Origin of the sequence: Sphingobium sp. MP9-4, from assembly GCF_005281675.1 — a bacterium.
In the GTDB taxonomy this organism is placed as follows: domain Bacteria; phylum Pseudomonadota; class Alphaproteobacteria; order Sphingomonadales; family Sphingomonadaceae; genus Sphingobium; species Sphingobium yanoikuyae.
Genome location: NZ_LUFI01000082.1, coordinates 16,632 through 36,821 on the forward strand (window position 1 = coordinate 16,632; position 20,190 = coordinate 36,821).

A 20,190-nucleotide genomic window follows, 5' to 3' on the forward strand; every position below is an offset into this window, starting at 1 on the left:
GCTCTCCCTTTTCTGTGCGTCCGGGCTATCGTGCCGGGGCGATGATGGGGAGGGCGCAGCCACGCTCATCGCCACGGCGACGTTCGCGCTGCGCGGCGCCATGCTAGAGCAGGCCGCAAGGAGAGACGCATGAGCCATGACCTGCCCGATTATCGCACCATCCTGCTGGAGCGGCGGGGGCGCCTATTGGTGATGACGCTCAACCGGCCGGAAGCACTGAACGCGGTCAATCTCGACCTGCATGACGAACTGCCCGAGGCACTGGCCTTTGCCGGGCGCGACAATGGGTCGGACGTGGTGGTGCTGACCGGCGCGGGCCGCGCCTTCTCCGCTGGTGGCGACATCGCCCATATGGAGCATAATGCCGCCAATCCGCATCTGTTCGATCATGAGGCGCGGCAGGCGAAGCGGATCGTCTCCGCCCTGCTCGACATCGAAAAGCCGGTGGTGTGCCGGATGAACGGCCATGCCGTGGGGCTGGGCGCGTCGATCGCCTTGCTGTGCGACATCATCTTTGCCGCCGAGGGGGCGAAGATCGGCGACCCGCATGTCGGCATCGGCCTGGTCGCCGGCGATGGCGGCGCGGTCATCTGGGCGCAGCGGATCGGCCTTGCCAAGGCGAAGGAATATCTGCTGACCGGCGAATTGCTGAGCGCGGCCAAGGCGGCGGAGATCGGCCTCATCAACCATTGCCTGCCGGCCGATCAGCTGGACGGGGCGGTCGATGCCTTCTGCGCCAAACTGCTGGCCGGGGCGCCCAATGCGATCCGCTGGACCAAGATATTGACCAACATGGAATTGAAGCGGATCGCCGGCGCCGTGATGGAAGCCGGCATCGCCTATGAATCGCTCAGCGTCCGCACCGCCGATCATCGCGAGGGCATCGCCGCGCTGAAAGAGAAGCGGACACCGAAATTTACAGGGCGATAGAAGGCCACTGATCGATGCGTAGGCGACAGCCTTCTTCATACCGTCATCCCAGCGAAGGCTGGGATCTCTCTTTTCTTTCAAGCCCATCGCAAAAAGAAGAGAGATGCCAGCCTTCGCTGGCATGACGAACGGTGGTGGCGCGTCAGATAATATCCGCCACGCGCACCCAGCGGCGTTCGGCGCTGGAGATGCGGATCGCTTCCTGGATGCGTTCGACCTCGAGCGCGCGGGCGAAGTCCGGGGCTGCGGCGCCGCCACCTTGGATCGCATCCACCATGGCCTGCATCGACAGCGCCATCGGGTAGCTGGGCTGGGGCTCGCTCTGCCAGTCGAGGGCGATGCCGGGCGTCGTCTTGAACGCGTCAGCCAGCGCCACATCCTCCAGCGTGCCGCCCAGTTGCCCCGCGCGCAGCGTGCAGTCGCGCGCGGTCGGGAAAGTGGGCGAAGTGGAGACCATCCGGCCCTTGTCGCCGAACAGGTCGAGCAGGAAACCGTCGTGCAGCGCCATGCTCCAGCTGATCTGCATCTGCAGCACCAGCCCGCTTTCGAAGCGCAGGATGACATTGGCGAGATCGGTGGTTTCGGGCGTGATGGTGTCGCCGTCCGGGAAGGTCCAGCGCTTGAGTATCTGGCTGTCGTCGGCGACCAGTTCGGCGATCGGACCGAGCAGGTGGAGCAGCAGATAGAGCGCATGGCTGCCATTGTTGCGCACCGCCGACACACCCTGCCCGGCCTGCGCGAACCAGTTATAGGGGAACAGCTTGTTGGGCTGGTTGAACAGCGAGATGTTGAAATGACAGGTGCCGCCGAGCGGCGGGCCGATATGGCCATCGTCCAGCATCGCCTTCATCTGCCGCAGGGCGGGCAGATATTGCGAGAAGGCGTCGACCACGCCGATGCTGGTGCCGCCTTGCCAGGCCGTGTTGATCGCCTTGCCCCCGGCCCAGTCGGGGGCGTGGGGGCTGGCATTATAGACATGTTTGCCATGGGCGAGCGCGGCCAGCACCATCGGCAGGCGGACGCTGGGCCGGGTGCCGAGGTCGACAATGTCGATGTCGGGATCGGCGCACATCTCCTGCGCATTCCAGAAGGCGCGCGGCAGGCCGAGCCGCTGCTGCGCGGCGCGAGCCGTCTCCTCGCGCGAGGTGCAGATCGCCGTTACCTCGACGCCGGGAATGGCGCGCCAGGCAGGCAGATGCGCGAAGGCGCCCCAGGCGCCGCTGACGATGCCGACGCGCAGCACCATCTTATTCGATCGTGCCCAGAACGGTGCCGACCTCATAGGTTTCGCCCGGCTGGGCGATGATGCGCAGCGTGCCGCTGGCCGGGGCCTCGACCTCGTTCGCCGACTTGTCGGCTTCCAGCAGATAGAGCGGCTGGCCCTCGGTAACGGTCGCGCCGTCTTCGGCCAGCCATTCGGCAATCTGCGCCTCGGTCATGGAAAAGCCGATCTTGGGCAGCAGGATGTCGGTGGCCATGGTGTGTCCCCTTTGAAACAGCGAATATCTGTTCCCCTGCTATCGCGCCTTTGCCGGCGGACAATGCGCAAAAGCGGCCCGCCGCCGCCATATCACCGGCGCGATAGAAGGGCGGGGATCAGTAACCGCGCGTGTCGGTCCAATTGTCACTTTCGCCCGGCTTGAAGGTCTTGCCCGGCGTCCTGCCCGATCCGGTCTTGAGGTCGAAGCCGATCGGGTCGGCCCCACCCTCGATGCCGACGCCGAAGGAGGAGAGCGCCCAACTGGTCATGACATAATGGCCGATCGAAAAGACCAGATCCATCTTCTGCCGCGTGTCGAAATGAGCGCCCAGCCCGTCCCAGGTGGCATCGCTGATCTTGCCATCCTCGATCAGTTCGTCGACCGAGCGCAGCACCAGCGCATCTTGCTCCGCCCAGTCGCCGCCTTCGGGAAAATCGCGGATCGCGCCGATTTCCTCCAGCGTGATGCCGGCGTTGAGCGCATAGCCGACATGATTATGCCACTCATAGGCCGAGTTCACCCGCCAGGCGACGCGCAGGATCAGCAGTTCGAGCGCACGCGTCGACAGGCTGTTCGCCATCAGCAGATGCTTGCCCCAGATATTATAGACCTTCCCCAGCGGCGGATGGTTGGCCATCACCATCATGACATTGGTCTTGGACCCTTCCTCCCAGGCATTGGGTTCGCCCCAGAAGGCGAAAACCTCGCGCGCGTCGTCGGTCCACTGGTCGCGCGGCAGATGGGAAATACGGGGGGTGATGTCGGTCATGATGCGTCCTTGATGGAGAATCTCAAAGTCCCTCGACCAGCAGCACGCGATAGGGCGCTGCCTTCATCCGATAGGGCAAGGCCGCCTGATATTCGGCGCTGTCATACCAGGCGCGGGCCTTGGCGGCGTCGGGAAATTCCAGGATGATCGCGCCGTCCGCGCCGTCGCCTTCCAGCAATTGCTGCGCGCCATAAACGGCGAGCGGACGGATGCCGTAATGGGCGACGAAGGTCGCGGCATTGGCGCGGTTCATCGCGCTATAGGTATCCATCGCTTCCTGATCGGCGATCGGGCCTTCGCGGGTGACGATCATATAGGCGGGCATCGGCAGCGTTCCTCGCGTCAGTGGATGGCGGCGGGCATAACGCTGCGGTCCCAGCCGCCGGCCGCGGCGAAATCCTTGCGGCAACTGCGGCTGGCGAACCAGGCGAGGATGGTGCTGGGAATGCCGACCAGCAGCGCCCAGCGCATCGCCATGCCGAGCGAATCCTCGCCATAGACCGGGCGCAGCGCATCGCTGAGCGCGCCCACCAGCACCGGTCCGCCACCCAGGCCGACGACCTGGATCGACACCATCAGCACCGCGATCGCAGTGGCGCGCGAGCGCGAGGGCACCAGCCCCGCCACCACCGCCATCAGCGGCGCGGCGGAGAGGCCGCCCAGCAGCATGTTGAGGCCATAGAGCGGGAAGACCCGCTCGCCCGGACCGGTGAGGATCATCCAGCCTATCGCGGTGGCGCAGGCGCCCGACAACATCAGGATCCAGACATACCAGCGCATATCCCGGCGGCCGAGATAGTCGGCCAGCGGTCCGCCCAGCGTATGACCGATGGCTGAGCCGAAAAAGAGCGCGCCGCCCATCTGCAACCCGGCCTGGCTGGCCGGCATGCCATGGGTCCGTTCCATGAAGGCCGGCGCCCAGCTGATGAAGCCCATGGTCAGCAGCGCATTGAGCGACGCGGCGGCAATCAGCGGCGGCAGGGTGCGGATGGCCAGCAATTCGCGCGCAGTCTGGAGGAAGGGCACGGGCCGCGCCTGCTCGGCCGAGGCACCGTCGGCCAGGCCCGATCGGCTGTCGCGCAGGGTGAACCAGACGATCGGCGCCAGGATGAAGCCGGGGATGGAGGCGAAGATCAGCGTCTCGCGCCAGCCATAGGCCTGCACCGCCCAGCCGCCGACGGCCGGGCCGAGGAAGGTTCCGAGCGAGGCGCCGAGCAGGAAGATGGACAGCGCGGTCGCGCGCTGGCGGATCGGGAAAAGATCGGCAATCCAGGCCTGGGACGGCGGGGTGAAGCCGCCTTCGCCAAGGCCGATGCCGGCGCGGCCGATCAGCAATATCCAGAAGCTCTTCGCCAGACCGCAGACGATGACGGCGGCGCTCCACACCGTGGCGGCGATGGCGACGATCTTGCGTTTCGACCAGCCATCGGCCAGCCGCGCCAGCGGGATGATGGCGAGGATATAGACGATCGCGATGATCATGTCCTTGGCCATGCCGATCGCGGCGTCGGACAGGCCCAGTTCGTGGCGGATCGGCTCCACCATCACCACCATCAGATAGCGTTCGCCCTGAACCGAAGCCGACACCAGCACCATCAGCAGCAGGAAATAGGCGCGATAGGCCATGGAGGGCAGCGCTTCGGGCGGCGTGACGGCGGAAGCCGTGTCGAAATGCGGGTCGCTGTCTGCCATGCGCTTGTCCTCACCTGTTGCGGCGCGGTCGTGGCGCGCGACGATCATGCGGCTGGAGCCGTCTTGTCCGGACAGGATTTGAAACCGGTTCGACGCGGGAGGCAATGCGGGCGGGAAAGGATCGCTTGCGCGATGGCCGTTCCCCGCCCGGCCAGAGAGGATCAGGCGTCCTCGTCGCTCATCCAGTGGACGAAGCGCTGCAGCGGCAACATGCCGTCATGAGCGCCGCCCATCACATGCTTGGCCGCGCCGCCGAGCCGGACCACGCGCTGCGCCCCGGCGCTGGCGAGGCGATCGCGCAGTGCCAGCTTTGCCGCGGGCGGATAGATGCCGATCGTCTGGGTCGCGACATTCACATGGCGGACCGCCGCATCGAGCGAGGCGACATGGACGACATTGGCGGTCTTGTTGCTCGGATGGAAATCGACCGGCTCGTCGGTCAGGATGACGAGGCCCCGGCCGTCCGGCTTGCCCCAGACTTTGGTGTCGTCGCCCATCAGGGTCAGCATCTCGATCTCGTCGCGCACCTCGACCGGCAGCGGATGCGCTACCGCCGAGGCGGTTTCGCGATCCAGGCCGAGCTTTTCCTGCAACTTGGCGCAGAAGGCCTCCACCCCGGCCCGGTCGCCCTCGACGAAGATGAAGCGGCTGGCGAGGCAGGCTTCCTGATTCATCGTCGCGACGTCGGTGGCGGCGGCATCGGCGACATCCTCGATGACGGCGGGATCGAACCCTTCCGGTCCGATCATCGAGATTGATGTCTTGGGATCGAACGACACCATCTGGATGCCGGGGCCGAGATATTTGATGACATTCTTGATCGCGTCGCCGCCGCCCCAGGCGACGATCTTGTCGAAATATTGCGGGCGATAGAGCGTCCCTTCGATCCGCTCGTCGCCGCCGCGCCAATAGACCGCCGACATGGAGCGGACGACCGGATGATTAGGATCGACATCGGCCATGGTGCGCAGCATCGCGACGCAGGTGAAGGGGTCGCTCGACGGCATCTTGAAGACGTTGACCGCCTTCACCAGCGCGCCCTGCGCGATTGAGGAGATGCAGCCGGTGGGCGAATTGCCGGCCAGCATATGCACCATGCGCGGCGGAAAGGCGCGCAGTGCGCCCCGATTGCCGTGCATGTCGGTGCGTTCCACCCAGCGGTCGAGCGCGGCGGGATCAAGGAAGCTTGATTCGATGCTGCAGCGCAGCCCCTCGGGCGTCAGGAAATGCTTGGCCCGGCGGAACAGATTTTCCACCACCCGGCGCGGCAGCGGATTGACCTTGACCGTATGTTCCAGCGCCGCCTGCAAATAGGGATTGGTCTCGAAATCCATCCGCTGCCCGGCCTCAACCAGGAAATCGATGATCTCGCTGACCGGCACGTCGAGCAGCGGCGGCAGTTCGGATCGCGGCGCGACCAGCGCATTGAGGTCGATCTGCGGCGTCGCGAAATCGACGCCCAGGTCGCGCGAGCGATGGCGCACCGCCCCGCCCTCGACCAGTTTGCCGCGCACGAAATGATCGACGCGGATCGGTTCGGCCGCCGTTCCGACCGGGGCCGTCTGTTCCAGCACGCTCATGCCACACCTCGCACATAGGCATCGACGGTGCCCGCGCAGCCGATCTTGTCGTCGCCGTCCAGATCGGCATAGCGGGCGATAGTGTCGCGAATGGATGGCCCGCTATTGCCGCAGGCACAGGGGCTGTAGTCGACCGATATCCGGTCGCCGGTGATGACCCCGCCCCAGCGGCCGTCGAGCGACAGGTCGAAGAAGGCGGCCCGACCCTCGACCTCGCCATCATGATCATGCTCGATCAGCGCATCGCCATCCTTGTCCAGGATCATCGGCACGATCCAGGGCGGCACATGATAACGCCCGCCCTCACGGCATTTGGGCATGCCGCTGTTGAGTTCCTGCATCGAATAATTCTGGAAGTGCCGGCCTTCGGGAATGTTGAAGGTTTCATGCACGAACTGCTGATAATCGTCCGGCAGTTGCGCGCGCTTCAGGCCGCCGCCGATATAGATGCAGTTGTCGGGGTTGAAATCCTTGGCGCTATAGCCGCGCTCCCGCACCGCCTTGGCGACATGGTAGAGTGCGTTCCACATGCCCGCGATATAGAGTTTGTCGGCGCGATGCTCGATCATCGCATCGGCGGCGATATGGACGGCGGCGTCCATCGCCTCCTGCCGGAAACGCGACGTTTCCTCGAACTCGGCAATGTCGCCAGGCAGCGCGCTGCCGTCCGCCATCGCCTTGCGCAGCACGACCATGCGGGTCAGCGAGCCGACGGTGATCGGCGGCACCGGATATTGGAACATTTCCTTGGCGGGATCGCCAAAGGCCTCGCGCTGCGCCTCCCCGATAATCTCGTTCTTGGGCACCTTGGCGACCGGGGCCAGGCCCATGATGCGGCGGTCCTGCGCCGGCTGCACGCCCGATCCCCAGGCAAAGACATTGACGGTATCGACCTTCGACCAGTCCATGTCCGCCAGCGACGCGATCAGCATCGCCGACTTGCCGGTGGTGCCGCTGGAGCAGGAGACATAGTGGCCCGCCGCCTGCAACCGGGCGATCCAGTCGTCGACATCGGTGATGCCGTCCAAATCGATGTCGATCACGGGATGGGCGGAAATGGTATTGAGCCACTGGGTCAGCTTGTCCCAGCGCTGCTGCATCAGCCAGTTTTCAGGATAGCTCTTGTACGCCGTGTGCGGGAACAGCAGCTTCACCGCATCGTCAAGCGAGGTCACTTCGCCGATCCCCGCTTCCCGCGCGCGGTGGCCGAGCAGGCGGATGCCGTCCTTCTTCTCCTGAAACCGTTCATTCAGCGCCGCGATCTGCGCGTCGCGCAATTCGGCGTGGGGAATGTTGAATCGATAGTCCGAACTGACCAGTCCGGTGAGGCGATCGGCCTGCGCGCCCATATCCTGCTCCTTGCCCTTGTGGCTCCAGTGCATTAATAACACCTGATGCGTTTCATTATGCATGATTCGCAAAAGGCGGCAAGGGCCATAATGATGCTGGTCATGGACACACCGATTTCAGACCCCCGCCCCGCCGCCGGGCGCCCGACCCGCGAGCAGGCACAGGCGCGCCAGGCCGAAATGCTCGACGCGGCGCTCGACATGTTCCTCGACAAGGGGTTCGAGCTGACGACGATGGAGGCGGTGGCCGCCGCCGTCGGCATGACCAAGCGCACCATCTATGCCCGCTATCCCGACAAGGCGGCCCTGTTCATGGCGGCGGTCGGTCGCGCGATCACCCGCACCGCCACGCCGCGCGCCGCGCTGGAGGCGATCGCCGGCGACGATCTGGAAACCATATTGGTCGCGATCGCCCGGCTGCGCATCGCGGACCTGTCGACGCCCGAGGGCGTCCGGCTGCGGCGGATCATCACCACCGAATCCTATCGCTTCCCCGACCTGCTGATGCTGTCCTACAGCCAGGGCGCCCAGCCGGTTCACGACCATCTGGCCGACCTGCTGCGCCGCCATGATAGCGCCGGGGCGATTTGCGTGGACCGGCCGGACATGGCAGCCAGCCTGTTCATGACGATGGTGCTGGGCGGGCCGATCCGGCTGGTGGGATCGCCCCAGCCGATGAGCGCCGCCGAGGTGGACGACTGGGTGCGGGCCGCCGTGCGCCTGTTCCTGAACGGCATAAGGACCAGATCGGACTAGTAACCCGGACCACCCGCAAGAGGGGGCCGGCACCAGATGAGGAGAGGGATATGGGATCGGCCTATTGGGGCGAATTGCGGACGCATTGGCGGCCCCTGCTCGCCGCGACGATGGGACTGGGCTTCGGCATCGGCCTGTCCGCCTATACGATGAGCTTGTTCGCGCCGAAGATGATCGGCGAGTTTGGCTGGGAGAAATCCCAATTCGCGCTGCTCGGCAGTTTCGGCCTGCTGATGCTGATCATGCAGCCGATCACCGGGCGGCTGACCGACCGCTTCGGCGTCCGCGCTGTATCCGCCGTCGGCGTGCTGGCCGGGCCACTCGCTTATCTGGGCTTTGCCTTCCAGCCCGGCAGCATCCGCGCCTTCTTTGCCGTGGCCGTGCTGCAGATCATCCTGGGCACGCTGACCACATCGCCGGTCTATACCCGCATCGTCGCCGAACGGTTCGAGCGGGCACGTGGCCTGGCCTTCTCGATCGTGATGACCGGCCCGCCGCTGGTCGGGGCGGTGATCGCCCCGCTGCTCGGCGGCTTCATCGAAAGCCAGGGCTGGCGCAACGGCTATCTGCTGATGGGCGGCGTAACCCTGGTCTTCGGGCTGATCGCCGTGCTGCTGACGCCCGCCCATATCGGCGTGCATCCCCATGAGGAGGCCGACGAACAGGCTGGGCCAGCGCCCGTCGGCAGCCGCGTCATCTTCCGCAATCCCGCCTTCTGGGTGCTGATCGTCGGCATGGTGCTGGTCAATTTCCCGCAGGGCCTCGCCTCGGCCCAGATGAAGCTGGTGCTGATGGACAGCGGCGCCGCGTCGCAGACCGCGACCTGGCTGATTTCCATCTATGCGATCGGCGTGCTGCTCGGCCGCTTCGCCTGCGGCCTGTCGCTCGACCGGATGCCGCCGCACCATGTCGCCGCGCTGGCGCTGGCGATGCCGGCGATCGGCATGGCGCTGATGGCCTCGCCGCTGGATGCGACCATCGTCCTCGCCCTCTCCGTCGCGATGATGGGGCTGGCGCAGGGGGCGGAGGGCGACATTGCCGCCTATCTCGTCTCGCGCCGTTTTGGCCTGGGCGTGTTCAGCCTGGTCATGGGCTTCGTCGGCGCGGCGATCGCGGGCGGGGCGGCGCTGGGTTCGCTGACGCTCAGCCTCACCCTGAGCATCTGGGGCAGCTATGCGCCGTTCCTCGCGCTCAGCGCCTGCATCACTTTGGCTGGTGCCGCCCTGTTCCTGACCCTGGGACGCCGTCCCCCCACCATGGAGCCCGTCTACGCATGAGCGACACCCAACGCACCGCGATCGTCACCGGCGCCAGCGCCGGCGTCGGCAAGGAAGCCGCCCGCGCCCTGCTGCAACAGGACTGGCGGGTGATCGGCGTGGGGCGTGATGCCGCACGCTGTGCCGCGGCGGAGGCCGATCTCAGGGCCGATGCCGACGGCGATTTCACGATGCTGCGCGCCGATCTGTCCTCCATGGCCGATACCGCGCGGGTCGCGCAGGAGATTGCGGCAAGCGCCCCGGAAATCGACGCGCTGCTCAACAATGCCGGCGGCGTGGTGGCGGAACGGACGATCACGCCCGAAGGGTTCGAGGCAACCTTTGCCTCCAACCATCTCGCCCCCTTCCTGCTGACGCAGAAATTGCTGCCCAATCTGCGCGCCACCGCCACCAGGCGGGGGCCGGGCGCGGTGCGCGTGATCGCCGTGTCCTCGACTGGGCATGAACAGAGCCAGGGCATCCAGTGGGATGACCTCAGCTTCGCCGACAATTTCGTCGGCGGCGCGGCCTATTGCCATGCGAAGCTCGCCAATATCCTGTTCACCCGCGAACTGGCCCGCCGCGTCGCCGATGACGGCATCGTCGCTCACGCCATGCATCCCGGCGTCGTCGCCAGCAATTTCGCCAGCCACTGCGACGCGCCGATGCAGGCCTATATGGAATCGATCCTCGACCGATCGGTCACGCCGGCGCAGGCCGCCGACACATTGGTCTGGCTCGCCAGTGCCGAGGAGCCGGGGCGCAGCAACGGCCGCTATTTCCATCAGCGCGCGGAACTGACGCCATCGGCGGCCGCGCAGGATGATACGCAGGCGCTGAAGCTGTGGCAGTTCAGCGAAGCGATGGTGGCGGGTTACTAGAGCATCCTCCGATTAGGTTGGATCGGAGGATGCTCTAATTTCCTTTGGTTTGCCCCATTCTGCGAGTCGTCGGCTGTTCCAGCCGACTTCAGAATGCTCTAGCCCCGCCCCTCGGCCACGATGCGGAACTCGTCGAAAATATCGACCGGGATGGCATAGCCGGCGCCATCGTCGCGGATCATGTCGATATGGGCGGCGACGTCCTCGGCGGTCGGCGGCGCGTCCAGCCCATGGTCCCATCCCCTGGTCGCGCCGACGAACACCCGCGCGATCCGGCCGCCGAGCGCGGAATAGATGCTGTGGGTCGACGTGCAGCGCTCATGCGCCAACCAGGCGACGAGGCCGGCGGTGAAGCGTGGATCGAAGCTGGGGCCAAGCGCCCGGCCCCAGGGATTATGGCCCAGCATCCCCTCGCTCATCCCGGCCGACATGCGGCTGGCGGCATTGGGCATCACCGCATTGCAGAGGATGCCGTGCGGCCGCCCTTCCTCCGCCAGATTGTGCATCAGCCCCATGACGCCGCCCTTGGCCGCGCCATAGGCGGACAGTTGGCCCATGCCCAGCATCCCGCCGCCCGATGTGGTGAGCACCAGCCGGCCACCGCCCTGCGCCCGCATATGCGGCCAGGCGGCACGCGCGACATTGAAGGAACCGCGCACATGGACGGCGAGCAGCGCGTCGAGATCGGCCGCCATCAGATCCTCGACCGGTGCAAAGCGCATATTGCCGGCATTGGCGATCACCGCGTCAATCCGGCCGAAGCGGGCGATGGCGAGATCGATCATCGCCTGCGCGCCGTCGGGCGACGACACATCATCGCCATTGGCGATCGCGACGCCGCCCGCCGCAACGATTTCCGCCACGACGGCGTCGGCCATGGTCGAGGATGCCCCCTCCCCCGTTACCGATCCGCCCAGATCATTGACGATGACCGCGCCGCCGCGCGCGGCAATGTCCAGCGCATAGGCGCGGCCCAGGCCCCCGCCCGCCCCGGTGATGAGGATGGTGCGGCCGGTAAAGTCGATCCTGTCCATGCTCATCCCAGTTGCGCGATGATCTGCGGCAGGTCGGCGGTGGTGCGGATACCCGGCGGCGCATCGCACACGGCCGCAATGGCATTCACCGCGCGATGGGCGGTCAGGCCCGGCGTGAAGGCGGCATAATCTTCCGGCGCGACCGGGAAGCTGATGTGGACGTCGAGCGGCGTGTCGCCCTGCACCTGGATACGCCAGCCGGACTCGCGCAATTCCCAGTCGGGGCGGTCGATGTCGCGGGTGCAATACCAGTTGGCGCGGAAGCGCAGCACGGCCTTGTCGCCCTGCATCCCCGATATGGTGATGCGCTGGGCGCCGACGGTGCCGGCGGCGATCGTGCCGGCCGCAATCGTCACATCGCGGGTCGCCGCCGCCATTTCGCCGAACGCTTCCCACCGGTCGACCGCAATGCCCGCGGCGTCGGCCAACTGGGCGAGCGACCCCGCAAAATCATGCTTCACATAATCGACCTTGCGCTGGTCGAACGCGGTCGGCGCGACGCCATAGCCCATGATGTTGAACAGCAGATCGGGCGAATCCCGACTTTCCATGTCGGCGAACTCGTCGATCGTCAGGCAGTCATGCCGGCGCGAGAGCGAGAGCAAGGGAATGGTCAGCGCCTCGGTCACGAAGCCGGGGCTGGAGCCGGTGCTGTAGATCGAGCTGTTGCCGGCCTGGCAGGCCGCCTCGATCCGGGCGCAGACATCCGGGTCCATGGAGGCAGGATGATGGAAATCGCCGCGCGTGGTGACGACATTCTTGCCCGATGCCAGCAGCCGGCACAGTTCGTCGATGTCGGTTCCCTGCCGCATATAGAGGACGCAGTCGGCCGGGTTGGCGACCAGCGCGTCGACATCGCTGGTGGCAGTGATGCCCTGCGGCGCGGTGCCGGCGAGCATACCGGCATCCTGCCCCGCCTTGGCCGCCGAACTGACCCACAGACCGGCCAGCTCCAGCCCCGGATGCTCGATCACCGCGCGCAGGGCGCGGCCGCCGATATTGCCGGTGGCCCACTGGATCACCCGATAGTGCTTGCCCATCGCCATCCTCTCCCTTGCCGTGCCGATCAGAATTTGACGCCGGCCTGGACGCCCCAGGTCGCGGGCGCGCTCCAGACATTGCCGATGCCGAAATTATTGCTGAGCACCTGGGTGCGGTAACGGCTGTCGGTGACATTGTCGCCGAAGACGGCCAGCGAGAAGCGGTCGCTGGCGTCGGTCCATTCCGCGCGCAGCGCCAGCACCTCATAACCCTTCTGCGCGAACTGGGTGCCGGACGGGCCGAAATAGAATTTCGAGGTGTAATAGAGATTGCCCGACAGGGCGAGCGACCCGCCCGCCAGATCGAGCGTGTAGCGCGCCCCGACATTGCCGGTGAAGTCGGGCGTGCGCTGCATATGCACGTCGTTGAGCTGGGTCGGCACGACGACGAAGCTGATGCCCTGCGCCGCGCAACTGGCGAGCGTGCAGCGCGTATAGATCGGCGCATCCTCGAAATTGGTGTAGCGCGCATGGGTATAGGCGGCGCCGACATTGAACTGGAACCGGTCGGTCAGCCGGTAGGAGAGCTGGCCTTCCAGACCATAGATTTCCGACGAGGCGGCGTTGATGATCTGGGCCGAGGGCGGGTTGCCGCGATAGAGCGACACCTGCAGATTCTTGTAATCATAATAATAGGCCGACAGATCGACCGACAGGCGCCGGTCATCATATTTGAAGCCCGCTTCAAAGGCGTCGATATCCTCCGGCGCGACCTTGTTGCCGGTATTGCCGCCGACGTCGAGAATGCCCGACTTATAGCCCTTGCTATAGGATGCGTAGACGCTCGACTCCTCGCTGGGCTTGTAGCGCAGCACCGCGCGCGGCGTGAACTTGTTGCCCTTGAGGTCCGGCACATAGGTGCGCACGCCGGAGAAGGGGATGATGTAATAGGCGTCGCCGATCCTGTCGTGGCTGTAGCGCCCGCCCACCGTCAGGAACAGGTCGGGCGTGAAGGCATATGTGAGGTCGGCAAAGGCGGCATAGGATTTGCTGTTGGTGCCCGAACCGCCCAGCGCAATGCTGGCAAGCGGATCGCCGGCGGTCGGCGTGCCGACCCGCGTGCCCCATCGGTCCTTGTTGTTGAAGTAGAAGAGGCCCGCGGTCCATTGCAGCGGCCCACCCGGCTTCGAGGTCAGCAGCAATTCCTGCGATACGGTCTGGCTGCGCACCGGAATATGCAGCAGGAAGATGTTCGCCGCCGTGCTGTCCAGATCCTCGACGATCAGCGAATTTTCATCGCGATACTGGGTGTAGGAGGTAAGGTCGGCAAAGCCCAGATCCGCCTTCAGCGTGCCCTGGATCACGTCATTGTTCGACAGGAACTCGGTCGGGCCGCCGGTCGCCACTTCATCATGTTTGGCGGCGTAGAGGCTGGGCGGCAGGTTGGTGCCCGCGCCGCCAATATCGTCGCCGACATAGATATTGGTGTTGAGCAGGGTCGGATCATCGGTGTCGCTATGGGTATAGCGCAGCAGCAGCGACACGGAATCGCTGAGGTCCGCCTTGATCCCGGTGCGCACCGACCAGTTGCTGTAGCGCCCGTCCCGGTCGCTGCCGGTGGTGATATTGTGGACGAAACCGTTGCCGCGCCGGAACAGTGCCTCGACATCCATCGCCACATCCTGGACCACGCCGAAGGTGGCATAGCCCTGCACCGCCAGACTGTTGAAGCGGCCATAGCTGACCTTGAACTCGCCCGCGCCGTCGCTGCTGGGATCGGCCGTGGTCAGCAGGATCGCGCCGCCGGTGGTGTTGCGGCCGAACAGCGTGCCCTGCGGCCCTTTCAGCACCTGCACGCTTTTCAGGCTCATCAGCTGGAAATCGGCGGCCAGCGGGTTGGGCGAATAGAAGCCGTCGACATAGATACCGACATTGGCGCCGCCGCCCGAGCTGGCGACCGCCGTGCCGACACCGCGAATGGTCGGTTGGACGAAGGCGGCCGCGCTGTCGAAGCGCAGCGCCGGGGTGACGGTGGCGATGTCGGTGAGTTGGCTGGCGCCGGCGCTGGTCAGCTGATCCTGGGTGACGGTGGTAATGCTGATCGGCACGTCGCGCGACAATTCGGCACGGCGCTGGGCGGTGACGATGATCAGATCCTGGTCATTCTGGGCCGGCGGCGGCGCCGCCTCCTGCGCGACGGCCAGGTGCGACACGGTGGCCAGCAGCATGGCCGCGCCAATGCCCGACGAACGAATAAGCGTCTTCCGATGGATCATCCCTTGCCTCCCATGATCGGTGCCGGTGGTCCGGCCTTCCCTATGGGCGGCATGATAAGGCCGAGAACCGCGGTCTCGCGCGCAGATAAGCGGCTGGCGGCTGACTCATCGCCTCGGCGTTGCCGCGCCGCGTTCAGGGGCCAAGATATCCAATCGTATCCTGTCGCGGATCGGGCGAGTCCGCGCGCCAGCGGACCGATCCGAATGGCCGCTCCAGCCGCCGCCGCACCCGCACCTCGCCAGCCTTGCGGTCGAAGGCGCGCGCCACCTGCTGCGCCAGCTTGTCGGCCTGGGTGAAACGATCGCGCATATGGAGATAATCGCCCCAGGTCGGACACTGATAGCGCTCGGTCCACAGTGCGGGATTGGCGATGTCGCGCGCGATCGACCAGTTGAAGCCGCCATTGCGCATCCGCGTGCGCTGCACCTCCACCATCGCCGCATAGAAATCGCGCGCCTGGTCCGGATCGACATCATAGTCGATCTCGATGATGACCGGGCCGGAGCGACGGGTGAGCGCCATGCCGACTTCCGGTTCGCCCGCGATGATGAAGGGCTCGACATCCGCCTCGCTGGTTTCGGGCAGTGGTAGCAGCCAGCCCACGAGCGGCAGAATGGCCAGTGCCAGCCCCGATCCATAGAGGGCGATGTCGACCGACCAGCTTTGCGCCACCAGCCCCCAGAGCAGCGCACCAATCGCGATGCCGCCGGTCAGCGCCGAGGAGAAGAGCGACAAGGCCCGCGCCGTCACCCAGCGCGGCGCCGACAGCTGCACCGCAACATTGAACAGGGCGATGGTCAGGATATTGGCGCCCCCCGCGACCAGCAACGCCAGGCAGGTGAGCGGCACATGGCGGCTGACCCCGACCAGCGCAAGCGCGAGGCCGCTGACCAGCGCCAGCACGGCGGTGGTCCGCTGCGTTCCGAAGCGATCGCGGCATCGCCCGACCAACAGTGCCCCCAGCACGGCCCCCACCCCGCTGGCGCCCAGCAACAGACCATAGATGCTGGCATCGCCGCCCAGCAGATCCTTCGCCACCAATGGCGCGAGCGCGGACGCCGACGCGCCGGCCAGTCCGAACAGGAAAGCGCGCAGCAGCACCGTGCGGATCGCCCCAGCGTGCAGCGCATAGCGCATGCCCGACACCATCGCCCGGTGGAATTGCTCGGGCGGCAGGCGCGCAGGAACATGACGCCGCTGCCAGACGAAGAAGGCGAGGAAGAGCGGCAGATAGCAGATGGCGTTGATCGCGAAGGCGGCATGGGCGCCGGCCGCCAGCACGATGATGCCGCCCAGCGCCGGGCCGAAGCTGCGCGCGACATTATAGCTGATCGTGCCGAGCGCGACGGCGGCCGGCAGCAGGCGCGGCCCGACCTGTTCGCTGATCGACGCCTGCCAGGCCGGCGAATAGAGCGCGACGCCTGCCCCGATCAGCGAACAGAAGGCGAGCAGCATCCAGGGCGAACTGTGCCCGGTCCAGGCCAGGAAGGTCAGCAGCGCGGCACAGGCCATGGAAAAGGCCAGACCGCTCATCGCGATCCGCCGGCGGTCGAACATGTCGGCAAAGGCGCCGGCGGGCAATGTCACCAGCATCAGCGGCAGCATCAGCGCAGTCTGGACCAGCGCGACCATGCTGGGCGATGCGCTCATCCGCGTCATTTCCCATGCCGCGCCGACACCCAGGATCAGTTGGCCGAAATTGGAGAGAAGGCTGGCGGTCCAGATGCGGCGGAACACCGGTTCGCGCAGCGGCGCGAAGCTGCCGCCCGTCGCCTGCGCGACTTCGCCTTGCGCCATTCGTCTCTCTCCTCATCATCTGCATGCCCAGCCTGCACCAGCCGGGCGACGCAGGCCAATCCGCGCGCGATCAATCGCCTGTGCGATTGGGGGCCGTCCCGCTTCCATGCGATAGGATGCGAGAGCCGCGCCTGCGGCAAAAGAGACCGGGAGAAGATGCTTGACCGACGCCTATATCATTGATGCCGTCCGCACCCCGCGCAGCATCGGCAAGATGGGCAAGGGCGCGCTGTCGCACATGCACCCGCAGCATATTGCGGTGGCGGTGCTGAAGGCGCTGAAGGATCGCAACAATCTGAACACCGCCGATGTCGACGACATCATCTGGGGCACCAGCGCGCAGATGGGGCTGCAGGGCGGCGACCTTGGCCGGATGGCGGCGCTCGATGCGGGCTATGACGTCAAGGCGTCGGGGGTGACGCTGGATCGCTTCTGCGGCAGCGGCCTCACCGCCACCAACCTGGCCGCAGCGCAGATCATGTCGGGGATGGAGGATCTGGTGATCGCCGGCGGGACCGAGATGATGTCCTATGTCACCTGGTATGGCCAGTCGCTGCGCGAAGCGGGCGTGAAGGCCGCTGGCGGCCTTGGCACCGGCAATATGCGGTTGCAGGACAAGCATCCCCAGTCGAACCAGGGCGTCGCCGCCGATGCGATCGCCGCGATGGAAGGGATCACGCGTGAAGAGCTGGATGCCTTTGGCGCCGAAAGCCAGCGCCGCGCCGGCATCGCGCTCAGGGAAGGTCGCTTCGCCCGGTCGACCGTGCCGGTGCATGACGAGGATGGCAGCGTGGTGCTGGACCATGAGGAATATCCCCGCCCCGACACCACCGCCGAGCAGCTTGCCGGGCTGAAACCCGCCTTCGCCGCGTTCATGGACATGCCCTCGCGCCAGGATGGGCCGACCTTCCGCCAGCTCATCAACCAGAAATATCCCGATCTGGCGATCGAGCCGCTGCATCATGCCGGCACCTCGTCCGGCGTGGTCGATGGCGCGGCCGCGATCCTGCTGGCCTCTAAAGCCTATGCCGACGTCCATGGGCTGAAGCCCCGCGCCCGCATCGTCGCGACCGCCAATGTCGGTGACGATCCGACGCTGATGCTGAACGCGCCGGTCCCGGCCGCGCGCAAGGTGCTGGCCAAGGCCGGCCTGACCGTGGCCGACATCGACGTGTTCGAGGTCAATGAAGCCTTCGCCGTGGTGACGGAGAAATTCATCCGCGATCTGGGCGTCGACCGCGCCAAGCTCAATCCCAATGGCGGCGCGATCGCGCTCGGCCACCCGATCGGCGCGACCGGGGCGGTGCTGATCGGCACCGCGCTCGACGAGCTGGAGCGCAGCGGCGGTCGCTATGCCCTGATCACCATGTGCGCGGCTGGGGGCATGGCGCCCGCGATCATCATCGAACGTGTCTGATCGGATCGTCCGGCCGCCGCGCTGCGCCGAACAGGAGGAGGCTGCTTTCGTTTCGCCGCGATGGCGCTATGCTGCGCGCACAATGGAAAGCCTGCAGGACAAGACACTCGCCGACAACCCGCCGGCGCTGATGCGCAACGCGACGATGAAGCTGACGATCATCGCGCGTCAGCTGCGCGCACATTTCGACCAGAGCGTGGTGCGACTGGGCGTCACCCGCTCGCAATGGACGGTGATCGCGGCGGTCGCGCGCTATCCCGGCACGACCCAGCGCCATATCGCCAATCTGCTGGAAATGGCCGAGGCATCGGCCGGACGGCTGATCGACCGGCTCTGCGCTGACGGCCTGCTGGAGCGGCGGCAGAAGGATGATGATCGGCGCGCCCATGCCGTATTCCTGACCGAGCGCGGCCAGGCGATCACCATGCAGCTGTCGGGCATCGCGCAGGAGAATGAGGAGGTCGCCTTTGCCGGCTTCTCGGCCGAGGATTTGAAGCGCCTCAACAGCCTGCTCGACACGATTTCGGAAAATATCGTCAAGCCCTGAAGGCCGCCGCCGTCCCGGCGCCCCACCCTTCCCGGACATAAAAAAGGGCCGCCCTGTGATGGGGCGGCCCATTCGCTATCGGCCGGCGCAGGGGAGGCCGCGCCCGGCGATCTCTTAGTGCGCGGTCAGCAGATCCTTCTTCGACAAGCTGGTGGTCAGCTTGCCGTCGGCGGCGGTCAGGCTGGACGCCGGCACGTTCACCATCTTGCCGTTGAGGATGATCTGCGCATTGCCATCCGCAGCGACGCGATAGATGGCGGCCAGACGATCGCCGCTGGCGGTGTAGAGCATCTTGCCCTTGTAGTCGGCGGCGGCAGTGGCCGCGCTGATCTGGACGGCTTCGCCAGCGGCAGCGACCTGCGGCAGGGCGGCAGCGGCGAGGGAGAGCGACAGGGCGATCTTGGCGAAACGAGTCATGGCACAACCTCTTCAACTAAAACTGGTCGGGGAGATATACCCCCTTAACACTAAGCTAGGTTAGCTATTGTCTGCGATAATGTCAACCTAGCTTAGTATTTATTTTTGCATGTGCGAACAGCGGCTTGGACAGGCAGACAAAAGGCCGCGTCCATATGGAACGCGGCCTTTTCGCCCAAGGAACGCAGCGCCGGAGATTCAGCGCGGCGGAAAGCGAATCGCGCCGTCGATGCGGAACAGCTGGGCATTGATGTAGCTGTTGCGCGTGATCTCCAGCGCCAGCCCGGCAAATTCCTCGGGCTTTCCAAGACGCTTGGGGAAGGGGACGCTGTTGTTCAGGCTTTCGTACATGGCCGGGTTCATATCCTTGAAGCGCAGCATCGGCGGCGTCGCAAAGATACCCGGCATGATCGCATTGACGCGAATCCCCAGCTCCATCAGGTCGCGCGCCATCGGCAGCACCATGCCGTTCACCCCGGCCTTGAGCGAGCCATAGGCGACCTGGCCGACCTGCCCATCCTGCGCCGCAGCACTGGAGGTTAACAGGATGCTGCCCCGCTCGCCATCCTCCAGCGGGTCGAGCGCCGCCATGCCGAGCGCCGCGATCGAGGCAATGCGATAGCTGGCGACCAGCACGCCTTCGGCCGAGATCGCATAATCCTGCGTTGACATGCGCTTGAAGCCGCCGGTCTCCTTGTCCTTCGACACGGTCTTGCCGCCCTTCGACACGACCGCGCAATGGACCAGGATGCGTTCCTGTCCCTGCGCCGCCCGCGCCGCCTCAAAACCGGCGAGCACGCTGTCTTCCGACATGATGTCGACCTTGCAGAAAGTCGCGCCGACCTCCGCCGCGATCGCCTGGCCGCTATCCTCGTTGATATCGAAGATCGCGACCTTCACGCCGGCTTCGCGCAGCGCCCGCACCGTCGCCAGCCCCAGGCCCGACGCGCCGCCGGTCACCACTGCGGACAGGGAAGAGTCGAGTTTCATGGCATGTCTCCCACATCTGTTTTCGGACCGGCTATGG

At 65.9% G+C, this 20,190-nt stretch carries 19 protein-coding genes; 6 read left to right on the top strand and 13 right to left on the bottom strand.

The window, feature by feature from the left end:
- Positions 1-129: 129 nt before the first annotated feature.
- Positions 130-930 carry an enoyl-CoA hydratase/isomerase family protein gene (locus A0U87_RS22865; protein WP_048936734.1) on the top strand — a complete coding sequence of 267 codons (801 nt, stop codon included), beginning with the start codon at positions 130-132 and terminating at the stop codon, positions 928-930.
- A 142-nt stretch (positions 931-1,072) separates the two neighbouring features.
- Here A0U87_RS22865 and A0U87_RS22870 read toward each other — a convergent pair whose 3' ends face one another.
- The 7 genes from A0U87_RS22870 to A0U87_RS22900 form a co-directional block, all read right to left on the bottom strand.
- Entirely contained in the window at positions 1,073-2,176 is a 1,104-nt protein-coding gene (locus A0U87_RS22870; RefSeq protein ID WP_137406040.1) for a Gfo/Idh/MocA family oxidoreductase, read from the bottom strand.
- Position 2,177: 1 nt separating this feature from the next.
- Positions 2,178-2,408, bottom strand: a complete 231-nt coding sequence (locus A0U87_RS22875; RefSeq protein ID WP_004209482.1) for a biotin/lipoyl-containing protein — start codon at positions 2,406-2,408, stop codon at positions 2,178-2,180.
- Positions 2,409-2,526: 118 nt separating this feature from the next.
- Positions 2,527-3,180, bottom strand: a complete 654-nt coding sequence (locus A0U87_RS22880; protein ID WP_004209481.1) for a carboxymuconolactone decarboxylase family protein — start codon at positions 3,178-3,180, stop codon at positions 2,527-2,529.
- 22 nt (positions 3,181-3,202) lie between these two features.
- The gene (locus tag A0U87_RS22885) at positions 3,203-3,505 is read right to left on the bottom strand and encodes a DUF1330 domain-containing protein (RefSeq protein ID WP_037508193.1); all 303 of its coding nucleotides are present in this window, start codon (positions 3,503-3,505) and stop codon (positions 3,203-3,205) included.
- A gap of 17 nt (positions 3,506-3,522) precedes the next feature.
- Positions 3,523-4,872, bottom strand: a complete 1,350-nt coding sequence (locus A0U87_RS22890) for an MFS transporter (RefSeq protein ID WP_235654623.1) — start codon at positions 4,870-4,872, stop codon at positions 3,523-3,525.
- A 161-nt stretch (positions 4,873-5,033) separates the two neighbouring features.
- Positions 5,034-6,452, bottom strand: a complete 1,419-nt coding sequence (locus A0U87_RS22895; RefSeq protein ID WP_048936738.1) for an acyl-CoA reductase — start codon at positions 6,450-6,452, stop codon at positions 5,034-5,036.
- Positions 6,449-7,834, bottom strand: coding sequence for a hypothetical protein (locus A0U87_RS22900; RefSeq protein ID WP_234415683.1), 1,386 nt, complete (start codon positions 7,832-7,834; stop codon positions 6,449-6,451). Before A0U87_RS22900 ends, A0U87_RS22895 begins: the two co-directional genes overlap by 4 nt.
- A gap of 69 nt (positions 7,835-7,903) precedes the next feature.
- On the opposite strand from A0U87_RS22900, the gene A0U87_RS22905 reads away from it, so the two are divergent.
- The 3 genes from A0U87_RS22905 to A0U87_RS22915 are packed head-to-tail and all read left to right on the top strand — an operon-like array spanning position 7,904 to position 10,694.
- A complete protein-coding gene (locus A0U87_RS22905) occupies positions 7,904-8,557 on the top strand; it encodes a TetR/AcrR family transcriptional regulator (RefSeq protein ID WP_234415684.1) in 654 nt (217 codons plus the stop codon).
- Positions 8,558-8,607: 50 nt separating this feature from the next.
- Positions 8,608-9,834: an MFS transporter gene (locus tag A0U87_RS22910; RefSeq protein ID WP_048936740.1), complete on the top strand. Its 1,227-nt coding sequence runs from the start codon at positions 8,608-8,610 to the stop codon at positions 9,832-9,834.
- Entirely contained in the window at positions 9,831-10,694 is an 864-nt protein-coding gene (locus A0U87_RS22915; protein ID WP_048936741.1) for an SDR family NAD(P)-dependent oxidoreductase, read from the top strand. Before A0U87_RS22910 ends, A0U87_RS22915 begins: the two co-directional genes overlap by 4 nt.
- 98 nt (positions 10,695-10,792) lie before the next feature.
- Here the strand turns inward: A0U87_RS22915 and A0U87_RS22920 are convergent, their stop codons facing one another.
- The 4 genes from A0U87_RS22920 to A0U87_RS22935 form a co-directional block, all read right to left on the bottom strand.
- Positions 10,793-11,728 (bottom strand): SDR family NAD(P)-dependent oxidoreductase, encoded by a 936-nt coding sequence (locus tag A0U87_RS22920; RefSeq protein ID WP_107917525.1) that lies wholly within the window; start codon positions 11,726-11,728, stop codon positions 10,793-10,795.
- 2 nt (positions 11,729-11,730) lie between these two features.
- On the bottom strand, positions 11,731-12,768 hold the full coding sequence (locus A0U87_RS22925; protein WP_048936858.1) for a dihydrodipicolinate reductase: 1,038 nt from the start codon (positions 12,766-12,768) through the stop codon (positions 11,731-11,733).
- 26 nt (positions 12,769-12,794) lie between these two features.
- Complete coding sequence (locus tag A0U87_RS22930) at positions 12,795-14,984, bottom strand: TonB-dependent receptor (protein WP_048936743.1); 2,190 nt, start codon at positions 14,982-14,984, stop codon at positions 12,795-12,797.
- 133 nt (positions 14,985-15,117) lie between these two features.
- Positions 15,118-16,782 (bottom strand): MFS transporter, encoded by a 1,665-nt coding sequence (locus tag A0U87_RS22935; RefSeq protein ID WP_048936744.1) that lies wholly within the window; start codon positions 16,780-16,782, stop codon positions 15,118-15,120.
- 160 nt (positions 16,783-16,942) lie between these two features.
- Between A0U87_RS22935 and A0U87_RS22940 the strand changes: the two genes are divergently transcribed.
- Together A0U87_RS22940 and A0U87_RS22945 are read left to right on the top strand one after the other, a co-directional pair.
- Entirely contained in the window at positions 16,943-18,199 is a 1,257-nt protein-coding gene (locus A0U87_RS22940) for an acetyl-CoA C-acetyltransferase (RefSeq protein ID WP_048936745.1), read from the top strand.
- Between the two features lie 82 nt (positions 18,200-18,281).
- Positions 18,282-18,746, top strand: a complete 465-nt coding sequence (locus A0U87_RS22945; RefSeq protein WP_004209468.1) for a MarR family transcriptional regulator — start codon at positions 18,282-18,284, stop codon at positions 18,744-18,746.
- A gap of 114 nt (positions 18,747-18,860) precedes the next feature.
- On the opposite strand, the gene A0U87_RS22950 is transcribed toward A0U87_RS22945, so the two are convergent.
- Positions 18,861-19,163 (bottom strand): hypothetical protein, encoded by a 303-nt coding sequence (locus A0U87_RS22950; RefSeq protein ID WP_004209466.1) that lies wholly within the window; start codon positions 19,161-19,163, stop codon positions 18,861-18,863.
- 198 nt (positions 19,164-19,361) lie between these two features.
- Positions 19,362-20,153: an SDR family oxidoreductase gene (locus A0U87_RS22955; protein WP_048936746.1), complete on the bottom strand. Its 792-nt coding sequence runs from the start codon at positions 20,151-20,153 to the stop codon at positions 19,362-19,364.
- Positions 20,154-20,190 lie beyond the last annotated feature (37 nt).